Origin of the sequence: Blastochloris tepida (genome assembly GCF_003966715.1) — a bacterium.
In the GTDB taxonomy this organism is placed as follows: Bacteria; Pseudomonadota; Alphaproteobacteria; order Rhizobiales; family Xanthobacteraceae; genus Blastochloris; species Blastochloris tepida.
Genome location: NZ_AP018907.1, coordinates 277,918 through 298,617, shown reverse-complemented (window position 1 = coordinate 298,617; position 20,700 = coordinate 277,918). Strand labels below are relative to the sequence as shown.

17 protein-coding genes are annotated in these 20,700 nt (G+C 68.1%); 7 read left to right on the top strand and 10 right to left on the bottom strand.

Annotated elements, in window-relative coordinates; genetic code table 11:
* Positions 1-1,052: 1,052 nt before the first annotated feature.
* From pufC to BLTE_RS01215, 10 genes are all read right to left on the bottom strand, one after another.
* Positions 1,053-2,117 (bottom strand): photosynthetic reaction center cytochrome PufC, encoded by a 1,065-nt coding sequence (pufC, locus tag BLTE_RS01260; protein ID WP_126396869.1) that lies wholly within the window; start codon positions 2,115-2,117, stop codon positions 1,053-1,055.
* Positions 2,114-3,112, bottom strand: a complete 999-nt coding sequence (gene pufM / locus BLTE_RS01255; RefSeq protein ID WP_126396867.1) for a photosynthetic reaction center subunit M — start codon at positions 3,110-3,112, stop codon at positions 2,114-2,116. The genes pufC and pufM overlap by 4 nt, the downstream gene beginning before the upstream one ends.
* Before the next feature lie 12 nt (positions 3,113-3,124).
* On the bottom strand, positions 3,125-3,949 hold the full coding sequence (gene pufL, locus BLTE_RS01250) for a photosynthetic reaction center subunit L (protein ID WP_126396865.1): 825 nt from the start codon (positions 3,947-3,949) through the stop codon (positions 3,125-3,127).
* Positions 3,950-4,071: 122 nt separating this feature from the next.
* Entirely contained in the window at positions 4,072-4,281 is a 210-nt protein-coding gene (pufA, locus tag BLTE_RS01245; protein ID WP_126396862.1) for a light-harvesting antenna LH1, alpha subunit, read from the bottom strand.
* A 15-nt stretch (positions 4,282-4,296) separates the two neighbouring features.
* The gene (pufB, locus tag BLTE_RS01240; protein ID WP_126401981.1) at positions 4,297-4,506 is read right to left on the bottom strand and encodes a light-harvesting antenna LH1, beta subunit; all 210 of its coding nucleotides are present in this window, start codon (positions 4,504-4,506) and stop codon (positions 4,297-4,299) included.
* Between the two features lie 179 nt (positions 4,507-4,685).
* Entirely contained in the window at positions 4,686-6,137 is a 1,452-nt protein-coding gene (bchZ, locus tag BLTE_RS01235) for a chlorophyllide a reductase subunit Z (RefSeq protein WP_126396860.1), read from the bottom strand.
* Entirely contained in the window at positions 6,137-7,723 is a 1,587-nt protein-coding gene (gene bchY / locus BLTE_RS01230; protein WP_126396857.1) for a chlorophyllide a reductase subunit Y, read from the bottom strand. The genes bchZ and bchY overlap by 1 nt, the downstream gene beginning before the upstream one ends.
* A 16-nt stretch (positions 7,724-7,739) precedes the next feature.
* Entirely contained in the window at positions 7,740-8,750 is a 1,011-nt protein-coding gene (locus BLTE_RS01225; RefSeq protein ID WP_126396855.1) for a chlorophyllide a reductase iron protein subunit X, read from the bottom strand.
* The gene (bchC, locus tag BLTE_RS01220; protein ID WP_126396853.1) at positions 8,747-9,685 is read right to left on the bottom strand and encodes a chlorophyll synthesis pathway protein BchC; all 939 of its coding nucleotides are present in this window, start codon (positions 9,683-9,685) and stop codon (positions 8,747-8,749) included. The genes BLTE_RS01225 and bchC overlap by 4 nt, the downstream gene beginning before the upstream one ends.
* Before the next feature lie 981 nt (positions 9,686-10,666).
* Positions 10,667-11,536: a polyprenyl synthetase family protein gene (locus BLTE_RS01215; protein ID WP_126396851.1), complete on the bottom strand. Its 870-nt coding sequence runs from the start codon at positions 11,534-11,536 to the stop codon at positions 10,667-10,669.
* Between the two features lie 216 nt (positions 11,537-11,752).
* On the opposite strand from BLTE_RS01215, the gene BLTE_RS01210 reads away from it, so the two are divergent.
* From BLTE_RS01210 to BLTE_RS01180, 7 genes are all read left to right on the top strand, one after another.
* Positions 11,753-12,535, top strand: a complete 783-nt coding sequence (locus BLTE_RS01210; protein ID WP_126396849.1) for a bestrophin-like domain — start codon at positions 11,753-11,755, stop codon at positions 12,533-12,535.
* Between the two features lie 149 nt (positions 12,536-12,684).
* Positions 12,685-13,719 (top strand): 4-hydroxy-3-methylbut-2-enyl diphosphate reductase, encoded by a 1,035-nt coding sequence (gene ispH, locus BLTE_RS01205; protein WP_126396847.1) that lies wholly within the window; start codon positions 12,685-12,687, stop codon positions 13,717-13,719.
* A gap of 311 nt (positions 13,720-14,030) precedes the next feature.
* Positions 14,031-15,059: a magnesium chelatase ATPase subunit I gene (bchI, locus tag BLTE_RS01200; protein WP_126396845.1), complete on the top strand. Its 1,029-nt coding sequence runs from the start codon at positions 14,031-14,033 to the stop codon at positions 15,057-15,059.
* The gene (locus BLTE_RS01195; protein WP_126396843.1) at positions 15,056-16,888 is read left to right on the top strand and encodes a magnesium chelatase subunit D; all 1,833 of its coding nucleotides are present in this window, start codon (positions 15,056-15,058) and stop codon (positions 16,886-16,888) included. Before bchI ends, BLTE_RS01195 begins: the two co-directional genes overlap by 4 nt.
* Positions 16,885-17,769, top strand: coding sequence for an alpha/beta fold hydrolase BchO (gene bchO / locus BLTE_RS01190; protein WP_126396841.1), 885 nt, complete (start codon positions 16,885-16,887; stop codon positions 17,767-17,769). Before BLTE_RS01195 ends, bchO begins: the two co-directional genes overlap by 4 nt.
* Positions 17,770-17,955: 186 nt before the next feature.
* On the top strand, positions 17,956-19,485 hold the full coding sequence (crtI, locus tag BLTE_RS01185) for a phytoene desaturase family protein (protein ID WP_126396839.1): 1,530 nt from the start codon (positions 17,956-17,958) through the stop codon (positions 19,483-19,485).
* Positions 19,466-20,620 (top strand): phytoene/squalene synthase family protein, encoded by a 1,155-nt coding sequence (locus tag BLTE_RS01180; RefSeq protein WP_126396837.1) that lies wholly within the window; start codon positions 19,466-19,468, stop codon positions 20,618-20,620. The genes crtI and BLTE_RS01180 overlap by 20 nt, the downstream gene beginning before the upstream one ends.
* The last annotated feature ends 80 nt before the right edge of the window (positions 20,621-20,700 follow it).

The window sequence follows — 20,700 nt, the reverse complement described above, 5'->3', positions numbered from 1 at the left end:
TGGCCGCTTCGGCCGGGCGGCTGGACGCCCGTGTGCCGTGGTCCGGCTAGAGCATTTTCCGCACAAGTGGATACCGGTTGCGCGAAGGAAAATGCGACAAACCAGAAACTTGGAGCGTCCGATCCGATGCAGTCAGACCGGATCACGCTCTAATGCGCCGCACCTCCGGCGCGCCAATGTGGCCAACGTCGCGCGGCTCCGGCGATTCGGCTTCGACGATTCCGCTTCGAGGAATCCACGTGCGCGAATTCGGTTCCGACGGCTTCCAGCGGGCACCAGACTTTCGGCGTGCCCGTCGTGCGGGCTGGGCTCGGATCCATCGCGGGCCCCGGACCCGTCATCGGCCACCGCCCGACCGCGCTCCCGGACCCACCCGGCCCGCCGACACAGCCCACGCCCGCCGGCTGATCGCTCCGGCACGGCCGGCCGCCGTTGATCACGCCACTGCCGACGCCACGCCGCGGGGCACGATCCGGCACCCGATCGCCGGACCGGTGCCCCCTTTACGTTCAGCGCATCGACAGAGCTCGCATCCACCGCCGAACCGACGCGTTGAACCGCCCGATCGCCTCGATGTCCACGCGGTGCCCGAAACTGGCGCGCGCGACGATCAGAATATTGTGCATCGGCGTCTCCGAGCTTCGCGGAATGCGAATCGAACCCGGATGAAGCTTTGCACTGCTGAACGACGGTATCATGACGCCGCGCACGCTTTTGCATGTCTCGCGCGCATAAAACTCGCGACTTCCACTTTCGAGTGCGCGTCGGCATGCCGCCACGCACTGTGAATTGGCCGGTGCCGCACCTGGGCGAAACCAGCGCCCCCTGTACCTATCATCGGCATCCAAGCCGCGCTCGGATAGGCTTAAGAAATCCGGCCGGTCCGCCGGGAGCGACCAACTGTCCCCCATCCTCGCGCGCGCCCGGCCTTCCCCTGCCGGATTTGAAATGGCGCCGCCTCGCCAAAACGAAAAACGCCGGGACGCGGGTCCCGGCGTTTTCCTGAAGTGCGGGGCGCACGAGGCGCCCCGCCCATTCACATCACTTCCACATCACTTCGCGGCGGCCTTGACCGGGCCGAGTTCCGGATAGTCCTTCATCCGGCTCGCTCCGAACAGCGGCTTCGTCACGCCCTGGTGGCAGGTGCGGCAGTCCGCCATCGGCGCCTCGCCCTGCGCACCCAGCCGGTTGGCCGGATAGACGGGCTTCAGCGGCGACAGGAAGTTCATGTTGAGATCGCGCGTCATCTTGATCCCCTGCCACGCGATGGCACGCTGCGGCGTGCTCTTGTTACCCCAGCTCTCGAAGGTCTGCGGGTTGTGGCAGAAGGTGCAGTTCGTGCCGATGGCGTCCGAGATGAACATCATCAGCGCGAAGGTCGCATACGCGTCCGACAGCGGGCGACGTTCCATGCCACGGCTGACACCAACCGGCGGCAGCGCGGTCTGCGGCACGAAGCGGATCTCACGCTTGTCGTTGGCCAGGAACATCGCGAACGGATCGTAGTTCAGAGCCGAATACGCGGTGTTCTTGGCGAGACGAACGACGTGACCCGAATTGTCCGCTTCCACGAAGGTCGGCTTGATCGCGTTGTCGAGCGGCAGGCGCGGTTCGAGGTAGCGGATATACGGCGGCACCGGCCGGCCACGATGGCAGGTGTAGCAGGTGACGCCGGTCTGGGCGACGTGACTCGTCCAGTCGGTGTTGATGTGGCGGGTCATTTCGAGCATGCGCCGCGCCACCTTGAAGGGGTACTTCGCTTCCGACGAGAGATCGGCCTCGTCGTGGCAGTAGGTGCACCCTTCCTTCGGCGACACCCACTCGGTCATCGCGGTCATGGTCCGCAGGAACTCGGGTTCGGTGAGGTCACCGAGCACCTTGACGTTCTTGTAGACCTTGCTGACCGGCTGGCCTTCCGCCTTCACCGCCGGCAGCGCCGGCGGATACTGCGCGTCACGCTCCTTCTTCGCAGCGACCGTCGCCGGGTGGAGAACTTCACCCATCGACAGGCCACGGAAGCCGGTCTGCGTCGAGATGGCCGGGGGCGGCTCGAAACATCCGGACACGAGCGACGCCAGCGCGACGGTCGCGACCGATTTAGCGATCATGTGTTTCATTGCGGCACTCCCGTCAGCGTACGAGGATCAAACGTGCCGGCACGCGGATCGGGCGTAGCAGGCAGGAAGGCCGGATAGTCCGGAGCCGCGCCGTGCTTGACACACCACAGATACCAGTTGTCGACGAACGTGCCGGTGAGGAGGATCCCGACGGAGGCGGAGAACATCACCATGAAGGAGAAGAACCAGCCCCAGCGGTGGATCGATTCGATCGTCGCGTTGAAGCCCATCGTCCAGCGCCAGAACAGCGCCGCACGCTCGACCGCGGTACCACGGTCCGTGATCTGCTCGATTTCGCGATCGCCGCCGAACCGGGCAACAGCCAGGATGGTGGCGCCGTGAGCCGCGAACAGCAGGCCGCAGCCATAGGCGAAGCCGATCGAGAAGCCATGCCACGGGCAATAGTAGAAGTTGCCGTAGCGCATGGAGAACGCGGTCAGCCAGTCCAGGTGCGGGAAGATGCCGAACGGAACGGCTTCCGACCAGCTTCCCACCAGCACGGGATGGAAGAAGCCGATGCAGAGCACGAAGAAGATCGCCATGGCGAAGTTCCAGGCGATGTGCGTGCCGAGGCCAAGCGCCCGGGCCCGGGAGTAGACCCGGATCCACCAGCAGCCAAGCGACAGCGTCATCATCAGGCCGGCCATCAGCCACCAACCGCCGTCATTCAGCGGAGGAATGCCCATGCCGTACTGCGCCTTCGGCGGATAGAGCCCCAGCCAGAAGAACTGGCGGAAGAACTGCAGCGGGTCGAAGCTGACCTGGGCCAACATGTTGAACCCGATGATCAGAATCGCCGTCAACCCGAACGCGATGCCGCCGACGCCGGAAGCACCGAGATAGACGGGACCAATCTGAGCGTCGCCGATGCGGCCGAGCCACTTGATGAAGATCGGCTTGCCGACGCGATCGATGTCGCCCCACTGACCCGAGGGACCGAAATGGTCCGGCCCGCGGGCCTGAATTTGCGTGTAGATCGTCTGGAAGTCAGCCATTGTGCGCCCCCCTTAGCTCCAGAACGGAATGTCGAGCCACCAGCCCCACCACTCCGGCCAGCCGCGGGTCCAGAACGGACCGCTGGCGATGGTGCCAAAGGCGCCCGTCAGGAAGATGTTGGAGGCCAGGAACAGGCCGAGACGATGGATGGCGAGCGCACCAATCGAGTAGCCGACGACGTCGCGGAAATACGCGTTCTCGTGTTCCGCGGTCTTCACCTTGTCGCCGTCGCCCGGGTTCGCAACCGACAGGATCAGGCCGCCGTGAAGGCCCAGAGCCATCGCGTTAGCGAACAGGAACGAAACCGACGACATGTGACCGGGGTTGTAGTGCCAGTTGAGGTACTGGAACCCGAAATTGTTCACCCAGTCGAGATGGCTCAGGATGCCGTAGGGGAATGCGAAACCCCAGCCGCCCATGAGAATCGGGCGAAACACCTGCAGAACCAGGAACATGAAGATCGGAACGCCGAACGCGATCGGAACGTGCCAACCCATTCCGAGCTTCCGGGAAATCTCGACCTCACGCAGCTGCCACGAAATGAAGGCGCCGATCGCGCAGACCGTGATAGCCTGCCAGAAACCGCCTTCCAGCAGCGGCGCGCCCGCAAATCCGTACTTAAGATCAGGCGGGTTGATGCTGATCGCAAAGGGATCCAGGCTGGGTCCCTGGGACGCAGCATACCCGATCAGGGAAACGCCTAGGAAAATGAAGAAGATCGCCGAAACTCCGAAGAAGCCGACATAGAACGGCCCCACCCAGAAATCGAACAAATCTCCCCCGATCAGCGTCCCCCCGCGGACGCGATACTTTCTCTCAAAGCTGAGCAGTGCCATTGCTCTGTCCTCCGCTTGAGGGGCGTTGCCAGCGCCACCTCGCCCCTGGATTTGGGTGGCGGGCGAAACCCCACCGGGCCTCGCCCACCACCCGACCTTCCGCCCAGTTAAACGGGTTCAGGTCAGCCGACAGCCGGCGGAACGACCACGAGCGACGCGGCCGGCAGCCCGCGCTGGAATTCCCACCAGTTCAGACGGTTGGTGCTCAGCAGACCGAAGTGGATCAGCAGAGCGATAACCGTCAGGTAGATGAACAGCGCGGTCAGAACCCGGCGCGGATCAAGAATGAGCCAGAGCTTCCACGAAGCGCTGCGAGGGTTTTCGTTAGCCATGTGTCAGTCCTCCGCTCAGACGAGATACGAAAGCGCCGTGGTGACGCCGTCCAGGTTCACCCAGCCCTTCGGGATGGGAGCGATCCACGGACGAGCCGTCCACACCAGATAGTGCACGATCACGGCGGTAGCGAGGTACAGCACCATGCTGGACACGAACACGCTGTGGAATTCCTTGGCTTCTTCTTCTGTCAGCCCTGTCAGGCTCGGTTTCAAGTCAGCCATTTCGATACCCTCATCAATGCGGGCCTTGCGGCCGTCACCGCGCATGTCCCGCGCGGCAGGGATCACCGTGGCGTTGCCACGACGAATTCTCCACCCGGCAAGCCGGGCAAAGACCTCTCCGATTCGACCCCCGGCGAACCGTGGACCGAACCCTTCGAAGGAAGAGCGACTAACCGCTGTTACGCGGCCTGTCCCCCGACGAGTGCGGCACGAGCGCGAGCAACGCACGCGACCGTAACCTGCTCTTCCCCCGCTGCTCGCGCATCTCGTTCGGCAGCGTCACGCAGACGCTTGACGGCCGAGGTGCGGATCAGCACCGGCAGCGCTTCGACAGATTTGTCTAGCGCGATTCTCGCGTCGTCATGCCAGGGCATTTCATCATGCAGCCGGGCAGGCGTCGCCTCAACCTTATCAAGTTCTGAGCCGAGCGGAAGGATGTTGAACAGCGCATCGTAAAGACCGTTACACACTTCCTGCACGACATAGGTGGCCCCGGCGTATCCCATGAAGGGCGTGCCGGTGTGCCGCCGCACGATCGCACCGGGAAACGACGCGGGAATGAAGATTGCCCGCGAGCGGATTTCGGCGAGATACATGCGCTCATTGTAGGAGCCGAACACGATCAAGGGCGTGGCGCCCTGGACCGCCTGGCGGACCGCGTCGTTGTCGGGCTTCACGCCCGGTCGCCGCGGGAAGGAGAAGCTGCACACTAGCCCCATTTCCTCCTCAAGGAAATGGCGAAGACCACGTGCATACGTCTCGTTCGCACAAATTCCGAAGCTCGACGTGCCAAAAAAATCCTGCGTCATCGAACGCCACAGATCCCACAGCGGACGGATCGTGGTGTGCTTCTCGCGGGTGATGAACGGCTCGGGGTCGAGCCCGACCAATTCGCCCAGTTTGCGCAGGAAAGCGGTCGTCGAATGCAGGCCGATCGGCGCCTGCAGATAGGGCCGCCCGAGCGTCTCGCACAGCATGCGGCCGAACTCGCGGTACATGCAGATATTGACGTCGGCATCGACCAGCCGCGGAATGTCGGCGAGGTGGCTCCCGAGCGGGAACACCAGATTCACCTCGCAGCCGATTCCCTCTACGAGCCGCTTCATCTCGGCCACGTCGGAGTACATGTTGAAGGTGCCCAGCACCGCGCCGATGATGTTGACGCGCGGCTTCTGGCCTTCCTTGCGCGGCTTCGGATCCGGCACGCGCTTGAGGCCGAATTCCGACCACAGCCAATTCAGGGCGCGATCGGAGCACTGCCACTGATCCTCGTCGATCGTGCGCGCCAGGAAGCGCTTGAGATTCGTTCCCTCCGGCGTCACGCCGCCGCCGATCATCTCAGCGATCGAGCCGGTCAACACCACCGCCGGCAGGCCGGGATCGAGCGTCTTGTGCGCCCGAATCATCGACGCCTCAGTGCCGGTCTGGCCGAGCTGTTCTTCCGACAGGCCGGTGACCACCACCGGCAGCTCGTGCGGCGTCACCGCGTCGGTGTAGTGCAGCACCGCCGACACCGGCAGGTTCTCGCAGCCGACAGGGCCGTCGATCACCACCTGCAAGCCCTTCACCGACGAGAAGACGTACGACGCGCCCCAATAGCCGCCCGCGCGATCGAGATCGAGAACCAGCATCACCCGACCTCCTCGGCCTTGCGCTGCTTCGCCTGCGCGGCGAGCCGGCGCCGATACGCCTCGCGGAATTCGGGTCGGTCATCCTCCTCGGCTTCGCCGATGCCGGCGAAGAATTCGCTCATGCGATCGAACCGCGCCTTGTTGTTGATCGCCGCATTGATGAGCCTGGCGAGCGAGCCGGCTCCGGCGGCGCCGAACATCGGCAGCGTCGAGATCAGATTGGTGAAATAGATCGAGGGAATCGACAGTTCCTTGGCCTTCTGCACCATCGGCGTCGTGCCGATGGCGAGGTCCGGCCGGAACTCGACGATGGCCGCCAGATCCTGCTCGTGCGTGGCGCGGAACTGCACGTGGACGCCCCTCGACTCGAGCCAGTCGCGATCGGCCTCGGACCAGGGCGTGCGCGGACAGGCGGTGCCGACATAGCGCACATCCGCGCCGCTTTCCACCATCAGTCGCGCCACCAGAAGCTCGGATCCCTCATATCCGAACATGGTGATACGACCATGAATGCGGGCGCTGTCCAACGCCGCCCGAATCGGCGGCAGGAGCTTGTTCTTCGCGGCCTCCACCGTCGGCCGCGGCACGTCGCAGGCCGCGCCGATGGCATCGAGCCACGCCGCCGTGCCTTCATAGCCGATCGGGGCCGAGCCCACCGCCTTGCGGCCGGCCGCCTCGAACTCGCGCAGCACGTTGGTGTAGATCGGATGGATCGCCGCCACCACGCCGCAATCGAGCGCGGCATAGAGCTCGCGCCATTCGGCGGTCGGCACCGCCGGCCCGGCGGCGAGACCCAGCGGCGCCAGCATCATGCTGATGTTCACCGGATCGGCCGGGAACATCTCGCCGAGCAGCGTCACCGTCGGACGGTCGGCCCGGCCGCCGCGCGGCGCCTGCACCGGCCCCTGCTCGGCCTCGTGGCGGGCGCGATTGAGCATCGCCGCCGCCAGAATGTCCTTGGCCTCGGCGTGGGTGCCGGTGCCGAAGCCCGGCACATCGACGCCGATGATGCGCACGCCATTGACCTGCTTGGGCAGCAGGCGCAGCGGCACGCCCGCCGCCGTCGGCACGCACAGATTCGTCACGATGATCGCGTCGTACTTCGCCGGGTCGGCGAGCTTGTGGACCGCCTCGTGAATGTCCTCGAACAGCTTGCCGGTGACCAGCGTCTCGGAGCTGAACGGCACATAGCCGACCGTGCGCCGCGCTCCGTAGAAATGCGAGGTGAAGGTCAGCCCATAGACACAGCAGGCCGAGCCGCACAGCACGGTCGCGGTGCGCCGCATGCGCAGGCCGACGCGCAGCGACCCGAAGGCCGGGCACATAGTCTGCGGCTGGTCGTGCGGCGCCTCGGGCGTCGCGCCGCCGGACTGCACGGCGTCGCGGAACGGCGTGATGGCGCCGGACCGGCAGCCCTTCACGCCCTGGAGAGGCGCGCCGTGCGACGGCGCGCTCTGGAAAGCAGCGACGTCGACGCGTGGCAGATCCCCCGCACCTGCCACGGCGTCGACGCGCGGCGTCGGGCCGGCTGACGCCGGCTCACCGCCTCGGACGGTGTCGATCGGAACATTGTCGGCTGCCTTCATGGCGTCCTGTCCCAAATCACACCGTATCGTAAATCACTTCGAGCGACGGCTTCTCGATCACCGCCGACCCGCACATGTCTTCCATCGTCGCCGGCTCGAGCACCACGTCGCGGCCGACTGCCTCGCTGGTGAACAGGCCGAGCAGTTCGTCCTGGCTCAGCGGCTTCGGCCGGATCGGCGGCGCCTCGGCGACATTGCCGGCGAGCCCTTCGAACAGCGGCGCCCAGTGGCCGCCCGGCTTGCCGACGATCTGATAGGCCGCGCTCTTGCGGCGGATGTCCTCGTCCGCCGGAATGGCGGCGAGCACCGGAATGCCGGCGGCCTTGGCGAAAGCCTGCGCCTCGCCGGTGCCGTCATCCTTGTTGATGACCATGCCGGCCACGCCGACATTGCCGCCGAGCTTGCGGAAATATTCCACCGCCGAGCAGACATTGTTGGCGACGTAGAGCGACTGCAGGTCGTTGGAGCCGACCACGATGACCTTCTGGCACATGTCGCGGGCGATCGGCAGGCCGAAGCCGCCGCACACCACGTCGCCCAGGAAGTCGAGCAGGATGTAGTCGAAGCCCCAATCATGGAAGCCGAGCTTCTCCAGAAGCTCGAAGCCGTGGATGATGCCGCGCCCGCCGCAGCCGCGCCCGACCTCCGGGCCGCCGAGCTCCATGGCGAACACGCCGTCGCGCTTGAAGCAGACGTCGCCGACCTTCACCTCTTCGCCGGCCAACTTCTTCTTCGCCGAGGTCTCGATGATGGTCGGGCACGCGCGCCCGCCGAACAGCAGCGAGGTGGTGTCGGCCTTGGGATCGCAGCCGATCAGCAGCACCTTCTTGCCCTGCTGGGCCATCATGTAGCTGAGATTGGCCAGCGTGAAGCTTTTGCCGATGCCACCCTTGCCGTAGATGGCGATGATTTGCGTCGTCTTGCTCGGCGCCGCGGCAGGCACCGGATCGGGCTCGATCGCCGCCTCCGCCCGCAAGCGGGCATCGAGAAGCGGCTGCAGCGACACTGCTCTGGCGGGGGACGTCATGAGCAGGATCTCCAGTCGAGAACCATTTTGAGGCAGGTCGGATCGTTGAACGCGGTCCGATACGCCTCGGTGGCGTTTTGCGCATCCTGGCGATGCGTGATCAGGCCGTCGAGCGACAAGCGCCCGGACTCGATCAACTGCTTCACCGCCACGAGGTCTTCCGGACGCCATTCGGCGGCGACGCGGATGCGCGCCTCGCGCAGGAAGGCCGGCGGGAAATTGAAGCGCAGCGGCTCCTCGTAGAAGCCGGCCAGCACGATCTCGCCGCACGGGGCGAGACGCGAGATCAGCGTGTCCAGAATCGCCGGATCGCCGCTGACATCGTAGATGGCGTTGTAGTCGTTGCGGCTGTCCTCGGCGGGATCAAGCACGCGATAGCGCGTGCCGCCTTCGGCGCGCGTGCGATTGCGCTCCCACACCACCGCCGGCCCGCCCGACAGCAGCGCCAGACGCGCCAGCAGGCGGCCGAGCACGCCGTGCCCGACGATCAGATCCGGATGGCGCGCGCCCTCGGCATGGGTGGCGTGATAGGCGGTGGCGGCCAGCGCCAGCAGCACGCCCTGCTCGCCGAGCTGTTCATCGATCGGCAGCGCCCGCGACGACGGCACCACGACACGCGAGGCGGCGCCGCCGAACAGGCCGCGCACCTCGCCATAGCAGCGGGCACCGGGAACGAACACGCGCTCGCCGATCCGCGCGGTGGCATTGGCGCCGGCCTCGGTGATGCGCCCTACCGACTCGTAGCCGGGAACCAGCGGATAACCCATGCCCGGGAAATGCGGCATGCGGCCGGAATAGAACAGCCGTTCAGTGCCGGTGCTGATACCGCTCCACTCGATATCGACGACCACATCGTCGTCGCCCGGCGGCGTGAGCGCGAGACGGCTCAGGACGAGCTGTTCCGGCTCCTGTAGCACCACGGCGATCGTGTTCATCCAAACACCTGGTAACGGGACACAGAGCGGCTACGCAACGAGCGGCCACGCGCTGCAGGGTTGTTGTCACTCTAACTTGACGACCCCCCATGTCAAGCGTGACTTACGCCCCCGAAACGCCGCCCGAAGCCGCCCCTCGCCGAGCCGGCAAAAAATCGCCAAGCCCTTGCCGCATAACGATTCCGGTCGAAACACCTTGACCGCAAAAGGGTATTCAGTTCCGCCCGGAAGCTTTGCCGTCGCCGCCTCGCGGGCGGTGCCGGGGTGGGTAGGTAGAAGCCGAAATTGACTCTTGCCCAAGCCTCGGGAAGCCCACCCGTTACCTCTGACAAGCCGGCTTGACACACACCCGCAACGGCTGCGGGATACCGTTGCTGGCCGTCGCCGTCCCGGACGGCGGGGGATGCGCAGCATCCGGCGCCGAGCCGGGACCGTCCGCAGGAAGGTGCGCCATTTTCGGAGGACGATCCCGGGTCTTCGCTTCGCTACGCCCGGGATGACACCATAAGGACGGAGATTCCGGGTCTCGGCCGGATGCTCCGCATCCCGCCTCTCCCGCGATGACGAAGGGAAGAGGTCGTCGTCCCGGACGGCGCGCAGCGCCGAGCCGGGGCCGTTTGCAGGAAGAGCACCCTTTGCGGATAGCGATTCCGGGTCGCGCGGCTTTCGCTGCCTGCCTCGGGACGACGACCGAAATGCGAATGGCGGAATGTGTGGGGTGAGATGCGCAGGGCGCGATAGCGCAGCGTATTCCGCCGGCCTGATACTGTTTCCGGCTGATCAAGCCGACAGCCGTATTCCGACCGCCGAAAATCCCGTTATCGAGAATCTCTTGAGGACCTGGGGTTTTCGGCGAGATCGCTTCCGGCATCCCGAAGGGATCAACCGGAAACCGTATGAGATTCAGGCGTTCCTGGCGGAATACGCTTTCGCTGTTCCGCCCTACAAGACCACGACGAAACGGCGAGAGGAAAACGCCGCTCAGGCCGCGCGCAGCGCCAGGCTCTTGGGCAGGAAGCGCTTGCCTTCCAGCGAGATCAGGCCGCGCAGCTCGTTCACCCGCGGACAGGCCGGAATGGAGTCGACGGCGGCCGCGACCAGCGCGTCGAAGCGCTGGATGGCGCCGGTCACCCCAAGCTCGCGCGCCGCGCTCGGGCGGCCGAGCTCGGCGTCCCGGCCGGCCGGCTTGCCGATCTCCTCGGCGTCGGCGGCGACGTCGCGCAGATCGTCGGCGACCTGATAGGCTTCGCCCAGACGCTCGCCGAGCGCGCGCCACGGCTCGGCGTCGTGGCCGGCGGCTGCCGCGCCGGCCACGGTGGCGGCGGCGAACAGCGCGCCGGTCTTGGCGCGGTGATAGGCGGTGAGTTCGACGTGCGGCTCGCACTCCCAGGCCTGCCCGGCGATGATGCCGTGCGGCGAGCCGACGGCGCTGCTGACGATCGGCAACAGCTTGGCCAGCCGCTCGGGCGAGCCGGCGGCGCCGCGGGCCAGCGTCTCGAACGCCAGCACGATCAGCGCGTCGCCGGCCAGCACCGCGGCGTTCTCGCCATACACTTTATGCACGGTCGGCTTGCCGCGCCGGATCGGCGCGTCGTCGAAGCACGGCAGATCGTCATGGATCAGCGAGGCGCAGTGCAAAAGCTCGATCGAGGCGGCCGCGGCATCGGCCAGTGCCGGATTGTCGTCGCCGCAGGCCCAGGCCACCGCCAGACACAGCCGCGGCCGGATGCGCGCCCCGCCGGGAAACACCCCATAGCGCAGCGCCTGCGCCAGGGTCGGCGGGCACCCCTCCGCCTCCGCCGTCACCAGGGCCGCTTCCAGGGCCTCCTCGATGCGCGCCATCGGATCCATGATGCACTCCGCCTGGAAGGCCCAGCAGTGTCACGTTGTTTTGTCAGCCGCAGGTGTCAAACAGGATGGACAGGCCGCGGAGTGGTGTCAATGAGCAATCTGCCGTGACGCCGGGCGCCCCGCGGCCCATCGGCGTCGCCCGATCGCACGCGCCGCTTTACCGGACGGTAGGAAAAACCCGTCACATCCGTCCTCGTTGCAACGAGGAACCGGCGCGTGATCGAAACTTGGCTTGATCTCCCGACGGCGGGGATGTTCGCCGTGCTGATCGCCTTCTATGCGGCGACCGGCACGCTGTTCGTCTGGCTCACCTCGTCCTCGCCGGTGCACGGCAGGTTCAAGACCTTCGTCGGCGTCGCCGCCCCCTTCATCAGCACGGTGAGCGTGCTGTTCTCGCTGCTGACCGGCTTCCTCGCCAGCGACATCTCCGACCGCAACCGGCAGGCCTGGCGGGCGGTGCACAGCGAGTCCAGCGCCGCCGAGACACTTCATACTCTGAGCCCGGCCACGGGCGAGGACATGGCCCGCATCCGCGGTCCGCTCCGCATCTATCTGCAGTCGGTGGTGACCGACGACTGGCCGCGCATGGCCGACGGCGACCATTCGGCCGACACCGACGCCGCCTTCGAGGCGCTGCTGCGCGAGGTGAGCGATTCCAGGATGGCCCCGGCCGCCGGTCAGGCGGTACACACCGCGCTGCTGAATGCGGTGATCCGCATCCGCGATGCCCGCGCCGACCGGCTGGCGCTGGCCTCCGACCGCACCAATGACATCAAGTGGCTCACCGTGCTGATCCTCGGGATCATCACCCAGTTCGCCATCGCGCTGGTGCATCTGGAGCGGCCGCGCGCCCATGGCGCCGGGGTCGCGGTGTTCTCGCTCGCCGCCATCGTCGCGCTGGGGCTGATCGCGCTGCAGGAGCACCCGTTCAGCGGCGCCATCAGCATCTCGCCGGCCCCGCTGGAGAACGCCCTGGCCACCGTTTCCGCGCCCAAATGAGTCTGTCGGAACCCGGATGCCGCAGCGGCCATCGCCTCGGCGGCGGCAACGGGGCACCGCAATATGTCAAGCCGGCGAGACATGCGGGGTGACGCGGCAGGCTGACACATGCTAGCGTGCCGCCGCGTCCCGGGAGCAAGCGTAACGTCATGCCGGCGAACGGAACCCCCCTTCGGGTATTTCTGACCAAGCCATGCGGCGTCTGTGCGGGTGTTCGCCGCGCGGCCGAGACCGTCGAGCGGGCGCTCGCGGTCTATGGGCCGCCGGTCTATGTCCGCCACGAGATCATTCATGACCGCCACGTCGTCGACGGCCTGCGGGCACGCGGCGCCGTGTTCGTCGACGACCTCGGCGAGGTGCCGGACGGCGCCCTGGTGGTGTTCGGCGCCCATGGCGTCGCCGAGGATATCGAGCACGATTGCGAGCGGCGCGGCCACGACGTGGTCGATGCCACCTGCCCGCTGGTGCTGAAGCTCCACAAGGAGGCGCGCCGCTTCGCCGAGCGCGGCTACGACGTGGCGCTGATCGGCCGGCCGGGCGACGACGAGGTTGAGGGCATCGCCAGCCGCATTCCCGGCCGCGTCCATGTGGTGTCGCAGGTCGCCGATGTCGGCCGGCTGGAGGTCGCCGACCCTGCCCGCGTCGCCTGCATCATGCAGACCACGCTCGGCGGCATCGACACCCAGGACATCGTCGCGGCCCTCAAGCACCGGTTTCCGCGCCTCGCCGCGCCGGACGGCGACGCCTGCTCCGCCGTCCACGACCGCCAGAAGGCGGCGCTCAAGCTCGCCCGCCGCGTCGAGGCGGTGTTCGTGGTCGGCACCTCGACCTCGACCACCACCCGCCGCCTGATGGAGATCGTCGCCGCCACCGGCGTGCCGACCCGGCTGGTCGAGAGCGCCGCCGCCCTCGATGCCACGGCCCTCGACGGTCTGGCCACGCTCGGCCTTGCCGCCGGCCCCTCCACGCCCGACGCGCTGATCGAGGCGGTGATGACCCGCCTCAAGGCGCTGCGCGCGGTCGAGATCGACGTGCTCGACGGCCCCGAGGAGCACGTCCGATTCCGCCTGCCCTCCCGCCTGCGCCATGCCGGCGAGCGGCCCGAGGCGGCGGGCTCCGGCTATCCCGGCCCCGGCGGCGGCGCCCCGCTCGGCCGCGGCACGGTGCTGTCACAGGATCGCTGAGGCCTTGTCCGCGACAGGTGGGAGCCGGTTTTTTCGTCAGAAGATGAAATGGATCAAAAACTTGGAGCGTCCGCTCGGCTACGTTCGGGCCGGCGGAGCCCAATGGAGCATTTTCAGCGAGAGCGGATGCCGATTCTGCGGGAAAGACCTGACAAGACAAACGGTTGGCGCTATTGCGGCGACCCGGATTCCGCTGGAGAACCGGCGGCGGAGTTCGTTTCGGACTTGATTGATGCCGACTTGCCGTCCACACCGCAGGCGGCTCGGCCCCTTATGTCGATCGGCCTACCGCGCCGCCCTACGGAGTGACCATGCGCGTCGTGTTTCCCTTCACCGCCATCGTCGGCCAGGAGGAAATGAAGCTTGCCCTCCTGATCGCCGCCGTCGACCCGTCGGTCGGCGGCGTGCTCGCCTTCGGCGATCGCGGCACCGGCAAGTCCACCGCCGTCCGGGCGCTGGCCGCCCTTCTCCCCAAGATGAAGGCCATCGTCGGCTGTCCCTATGGCTGCGATCCGGCCACGCCCGGCACCCACTGCTATTCCTGCCGCGAGCGGGTGGCCAATGGCGAGACGCTGAAATCCAAGCAGATTCCGGTGCCGGTGGTCGATCTGCCGCTCGGCGCCACCGAGGACCGCGTGGTCGGCGCGCTGGATCTCGAGCGCGCTCTGGCCAAGGGCGAGAAGGCGTTCGAGCCCGGCCTGCTCGCCCGCGCCCATCGCGGCTTCCTCTATATCGACGAGGTCAATCTGCTGGAGGACCATCTCGTCGACCTGCTGCTCGACGTCGCCGCCTCCGGCGAGAACGTGGTCGAGCGCGAGGGCCTGTCGATCCGCCATCCGGCGCGCTTCGTGCTCATCGGCTCGGGCAATCCCGAGGAGGGCGAACTGCGCCCGCAATTGCTCGACCGCTTCGGCCTGTCGGTCGAAGTCAAGACGCCCGAGGACATCAAGACCCGCATCGAGGTGGTGCGCCGCCGCGATGCCTTCGAGCACGATCCGGAAGGCTACGTCGCCCACTGGAAGAAGCAGGACGAGAAGGTTCGCAAGAAGCTCTCCACCGCCCGCGAGCATCTGCCCGAGGTGAAGGTGCCGGACGCCGCGCTGGAGCGCGCGGCCCAGCTCTGCATGTCGCTCGGCACCGACGGCCTGCGCGGCGAGCTGACGCTGATCCGCGCCGCCCGCGCGCTCGCCGCCCTCGATGGCGCGGACGAGGTGACCGACGATCAGCTCAAGCGCGTGGCGCCCTCGGCGCTGCGCCACCGCCTGCGCCGCAACCCGCTCGACGAGGTCGGCTCCACCGTGCGCGTCGAGCGCGCCGTGACGGAGATGTTCGGGGCATGAGCGAGCCGGCAGGCACCACCTCGCCGTGGGTGGACGCGGTCCGGGCCGCGGCGCTGTTTGCGGTCGATCCCATCGGCGTTGCCGGCATCGTGCTGCGCGCCCATGCCGGCCCGGTGCGCGACCGCTGGCTCGACCATGTGCGCGAGCTGCTGCCCGCGAGCGTGCCGGTGCGCCGGCTGCCTCTGCACATCACCGACGCCCGCCTGCTCGGCGGGCTCGACCTCGCCGCGACGCTCGCGGCCGGCCGGCCGGTGGCCGAGCAGGGTCTGCTCGCCGACGTCGATGGCGGCGTGCTGATCGCGGCCATGGCCGAGCGCATGGCCGGCGGCACCGCCGCGCGCCTCTCGGCGACGCTCGACACCGGCGAGGTGTTGCTGGAGCGCGACGGCCTCGCCATGCGCTTCGATACCCGCTTCGGCGTCATCGCGCTCGACGAGGGGCTGACCCCCGACGAGCGCCCGCCCGGCGCGCTGCTCGACCGGCTGGGCATCCGGCTCGACCTCTCGATGGTCTCCACCCGCGACGCCATCGAGCAGTTCTACGAATCCGAAGACATCGCCGAGGCCCGCGCGCGGCTGTCGTCGATCACAGTCGGCGACGACGTGATCGAGGCGATGGTCGGCGTCGCCGTCCAGCTCGGCATCGATTCGCTGCGCGCGCCGCTCCTGGCGCTCGCCGCCGCCCGCGCCTCGGCGGCGTTGGATGAGCGCGACACCATCGGGCCGGAGGATGCGGCGCTCGCCGCGCGTCTGGTGTTCGGCGCCCGCGCCACCCGGCTGCCGCCGATGGAGGAGCCGCCCCCGCCGCCCGACCAGCCCGACGAGGACGAGCCCGAGCCGCCCGACCAGGGCGAGGAGGAGGAGGCCGACGTCCAGCCGCTGGAGGACGTGCTTCTCGAAGCCGCCAAGGCGGCGATTCCCGCGGGCCTGCTGGCGCAGCTCAAGATGTTCGGCGGCCGCCAGCGCCAGCGCTCCTCCGGCAAGGCCGGCGAGCTGCACCAGTCGAAGCTGCGCGGCCGGCCGATCGGCTCCCGCCGCGGCGATCCGCGCGCCGGGGTGCGCATCAATGTGGTGGAGACGCTGCGCTCGGCCGCGCCGTGGCAGAAGCTGCGCCGCGGCGAGGCCGGCGAGCCCACGCCCGCTCCGACGGCGAAAGGTCGGGGCAAGCGGGTCGCGGTGCGTCCGCAGCCGCGCGTCGAGGTGCGGCGCGACGATTTCCGCGTCACCCGCTACAAGCACCGCTCCGAGACCACCACCATCTTCGTGGTCGATGCCTCGGGCTCGACGGCGCTGAACCGCCTCGCCGAGGCCAAGGGCGCGGTCGAGCTGCTGCTCGCCGACTGCTATGTGCGGCGCGATCAGGTGGCGATGCTGGCCTTCCGCGGCAAGGAGGCGGAGCTGCTGCTGCCGCCGACCCGCTCGCTGTTCCGCGCCAAGAAGTGCCTTGCCGCGCTGCCCGGCGGCGGCGGCACGCCGCTGGCCGCCGGCATCATCTCGGCGGCGCTCTTGGCCGAGGACATTCGCCGCCGCGGCCAGACGCCGACCATCGTCTTCCTCACCGACGGCCGCGGCAACATCGCCCGCGACGGCTCGCCCGGCCGCCCCAAGGCCGAGGAGGACGCGCTGGCCGCCGCCAAGCTGGTGCGCAGCGCCAACCTGACCGCGCTCCTGGTCGACAACTCCCCGCACGCCGAGCCGCGCGCCAAGAAGCTCGCTGGCGAGATGGGCGCGATGTATGTCGCCCTGCCCTATGCCGATGCCGGCGCGATCTCCGCCGCGGTGCGGGCGACCGTGCTGCCGGCCCAGCGCAACGGGGCGCCGGCGCGATGAGCAGGCTGGCGTGGAACAAGGACGGGCTCGATTGGCCGAACCGCGCGGCCAGCCGTTTCGTCCACGCCGCCGGCATCGAGTGGCACGTCCAGGTGATGGGCGAAGGGCCGGTGCTGCTGCTGCTGCACGGCACGGGCGCGGCCACCCACAGCTGGGGCGGCCTGCTGCCGCTGTTGGCCGAGCATTTCACGGTGGTGGCGCCGGACCTGCCGGGCCACGGCTTCTCCGGCTTTCCGCGCACCAACAGGCTGTCGATCCACGGCATGTCGCATGCGATCGCCGATCTGCTGCGGGCGATGAAGCTGTCGCCGGTGATCGGCGCCGGCCATTCGGCCGGAATGGCGGCGATCGCCCGCATGACGCTCGACCACCTGATCGAGCCGCGCCTGATCATCGGCATCAATGCCGCGCTGATGCCGTTCCGCGGGCTGGCGGGGCAGATCATCATCCCGATGGCCCAGCTTCTCTTCCGCAACCCGCTGATGGCCTATGTCTATGCCTGGAACGCCGATCCGGCGACGGTGAAGAAGGTGATCACCGCCACCGGCTCGACCATCGATCCCAAGAACCTGCAGCTCTATGTGCGGCTGTTCCAGAACCGCGGCCACGTCGCCGGTGCGCTCGGCATGATGGCGCGCTGGAACCTCGCCCATCTGGTGCGCGACCTGCCGCGGCTGAAGACGCCGGTGACGCTGATCGTCGGCCGCAACGACCGGACCATCCCGCCCGAAGAGGCTGTCGAGGTCATCGAGAAGCTGCTCAAGCACGCCAAGGTCGTGCCGGTGAAAGGCGTCGGACATCTCGCCCACGAGGAAAACCCCAAGGAAATCGCCCATGTCATCGTCGAGGAGGCCCGCGCCGCCGGCATCCTCGCGGCGTGAGAACATCGTTGGCCCGGCGTTCCGGCGGCGCCATGCCGGTGCCGACCGGTGCCGCGTTCGCGCGCGGCCGGACGGCTCGGCCGGCGCACGCGCCGATCGGCTGCCGAAAGGGCCCGGCATGTCCGCGTTTCCAGCAACACCCTGCCGACCCACTGACTGGTCCGCTCCAGTGAGAGGAGAATTGTCGTGACCGTTGCCCCCGATCCGCAGCTCTTTGCCGCCAACGCCGACCGCCGCCCGCATGCGGTGGTCATCGGCGCCGGCTTCGGCGGCCTCGCCGCCGCCATCCGTCTCGGCGTGCGCGGCTATCGGGTCACCGTCATCGACCGGCTCGACGGCCCGGGCGGGCGCGGCCATGCCTTCCATCAGGACGGCTATACGTTCGATGCCGGCCCGACCATCGTCACCGCACCGCATATGTTCGAGGAGCTGTGGGAGCTGTGCGGCCAGAGGATGGCCGACCACGTGCCGCTGGTGGCGATGAACCCGTTCTACCGCGTCGTCTTCAACGACGGCACGACCTTCGACGCCTGCCAGGACAGCGAGGCGATGCGCGCCCAGGTGGCCAAGCTTTCCCCCGCCGACCTCGACGGCTGGGACCGTTTCATGGCCCACAGCGAGGCGCTTTTTCGCGACGTCTACCAGGAAGTCTCCGACGTCCCATTCCGCTCGATTTGGGATATGTCATTGATCATGGGCGCTGTCGTCCGTCTGCAGGGGTACCGCACGGTCTATGGTCTGGTGTCGCGTTACGTGAAGGATGAGCGGCTGCGCAAGGCGCTGTCGTTCCACCCGCTGTTCATCGGCGGAAATCCCTTCTCCACCACGGCCTTCTACTGTCTGATCACATTTCTGGAGAAGCACTGGGGCGTGCATTTCGCGATGGGTGGAACCGGCAAGCTGGCGGACGGTCTGGCCGACCTCATCAAGGGTCAGGGTGGCGTTCTGCGCTTCAACGAGGAGGTGGCGGCCATCACCCTCGACGGCCGGCGCGCCAACGGCATCCGGCTGGCCTCGGGCGAGACCATTCCCGCCGACATCGTGGTCTCGAACGCCGACTCCGCCTTCACCTATCGCCGCCTGCTGCCGCCGGAGGTGCGCCGCCGCTGGAGCGACCGCAAGCTCGACCGCTCGCGCTATTCGATGAGCCTGTTCGTCTGGTACTTCGGCACCAACCGCCAATGGCCGGAGGTGCCCCACCATACGATCCTGATGGGTCCGCGCTACAAGGACCTGCTCAAGGACATTTTCGACCGCAAGTTCCTGGCCTCCGATTTCAGCCTCTACATCTACCGGCCCACCGCCACCGACCCGTCGATGGCGCCCAAGGGCTGCGACAGCTTCTATGCGCTGTCGCCGGTGCCGAACCTGCAGGGCGACGCCGACTGGACGAAGGCCGCGGAGCCCTACCGCCAGGCGATCGAGGACCGGCTCGACAGCACCCTCCTGCCCGGGCTCAAGGGCTCGGTCGTCACCTCGCGGATGGTGACGCCGCTGCATTTCCGCGACGAGCTTCTGTCCCTGAACGGCGCGGCATTCGGCCTTGAGCCGATCATGTCCCAGAGCGCCTATTTCCGACCGCACAATCTCAGCGAAGACGTGGACGGCCTCTACCTGGTCGGCGCCGGCACCCATCCGGGTGCCGGGCTGCCGGCGGTGCTGGCCTCGGCGAAGATTCTCGACAAGGTGGTGCCCGATGCAAAACAATTGGTCTGACACTTCCTCGCCGGCCGAGAGCCTGGCAACGCCCCCGCCCTGCCTGACGGCGGATGACGTCGCCGCCTGCCGCGAGCTGCTGCGCACCGGCTCGCGCTCGTTCTACACCGCCTCGATGGTGCTGCCGCCGACGGTGCGTGCCGCCGCCTGCACGCTCTACGCCTTCTGCCGCGTCGCCGACGACGCGGTCGATCTCGGTGTCGACCGCAGCGCCGCGCTGGCGGAGCTGCGCGAGCGGCTGGAGCGCGCCTATGCCGGCCGGCCGATGCCCGATCCGGTCGACCGCGCCTTCGCCGAGACGGTGGAACGCTATGCCGTGCCGCGGGCGCTGCCCGAGGCGCTGCTCGAAGGCTTCGCCTGGGATTCCGAGGGCCGCCGCTACGACGACTTCTCCGGCGTCGTCGCCTATTCTGCGCGCGTCGCCGCCGCCGTCGGCGCGATGATGACGGTGCTGATGGGCGTGCGCGCCCCCGACGCCATGGCGCGCGCCTGCGATCTCGGCGTGGCGATGCAGCTCACCAACATCGTCCGCGACGTCGGCGAGGATGCCCGCGCCGGGCGGATCTATCTGCCGCTCGACTGGATGCGCGAGGCCGGCCTCGACCCCGAGGCCTTCCTGGCCGATCCGGTGTTCGACGACCGGCTCGCCGCGGTGGTGAAGCGGATGATCGATGAGGCCGACCGGCTCTATGCCCGCTCGGAGGCCGGCATCGCCAAGCTGCCGCTGAGCTGCCGGCCCGGCATCTGGGCGGCCCGGCTGATCTATGCCGAGATCGGCCGCGAGGTGGCGCGCAACGGTTATGATTCGGTGTCGCAGCGGGCGGTGGTGTCGGCCGGCTGCAAGGCGCGGCTGCTCGGCCGGGCGCTGGCGCTGGCGCCGCTGCCGGGACGCAGCGAGAGCGCGCCGCCGCTGCCGGAGGTCGCCTTCCTGGTCGATGCGGTGGCCGGCACGCCCGAGCCCGCAGCCCAGCGCGGCGACAACGAGATCGCGTGGTGGGACGTCAACGGCCGGGTGGCGGCGATGATCGACATGTTCGCCACCGTCGCCGAGCGCGAGCGTGACCGCATCTGCGCCACGCACGGCATCGCGCCGATTCCGCGCGGCCGCATCGACCGGACGGTCGGCGCCCGGTGAGACGAGGACGGTGAGACGAGGACAATGAGCCGGCTTCGCCGCGGGCGCATGCCCGGATCGGCGGCGAAGCCATGATACGG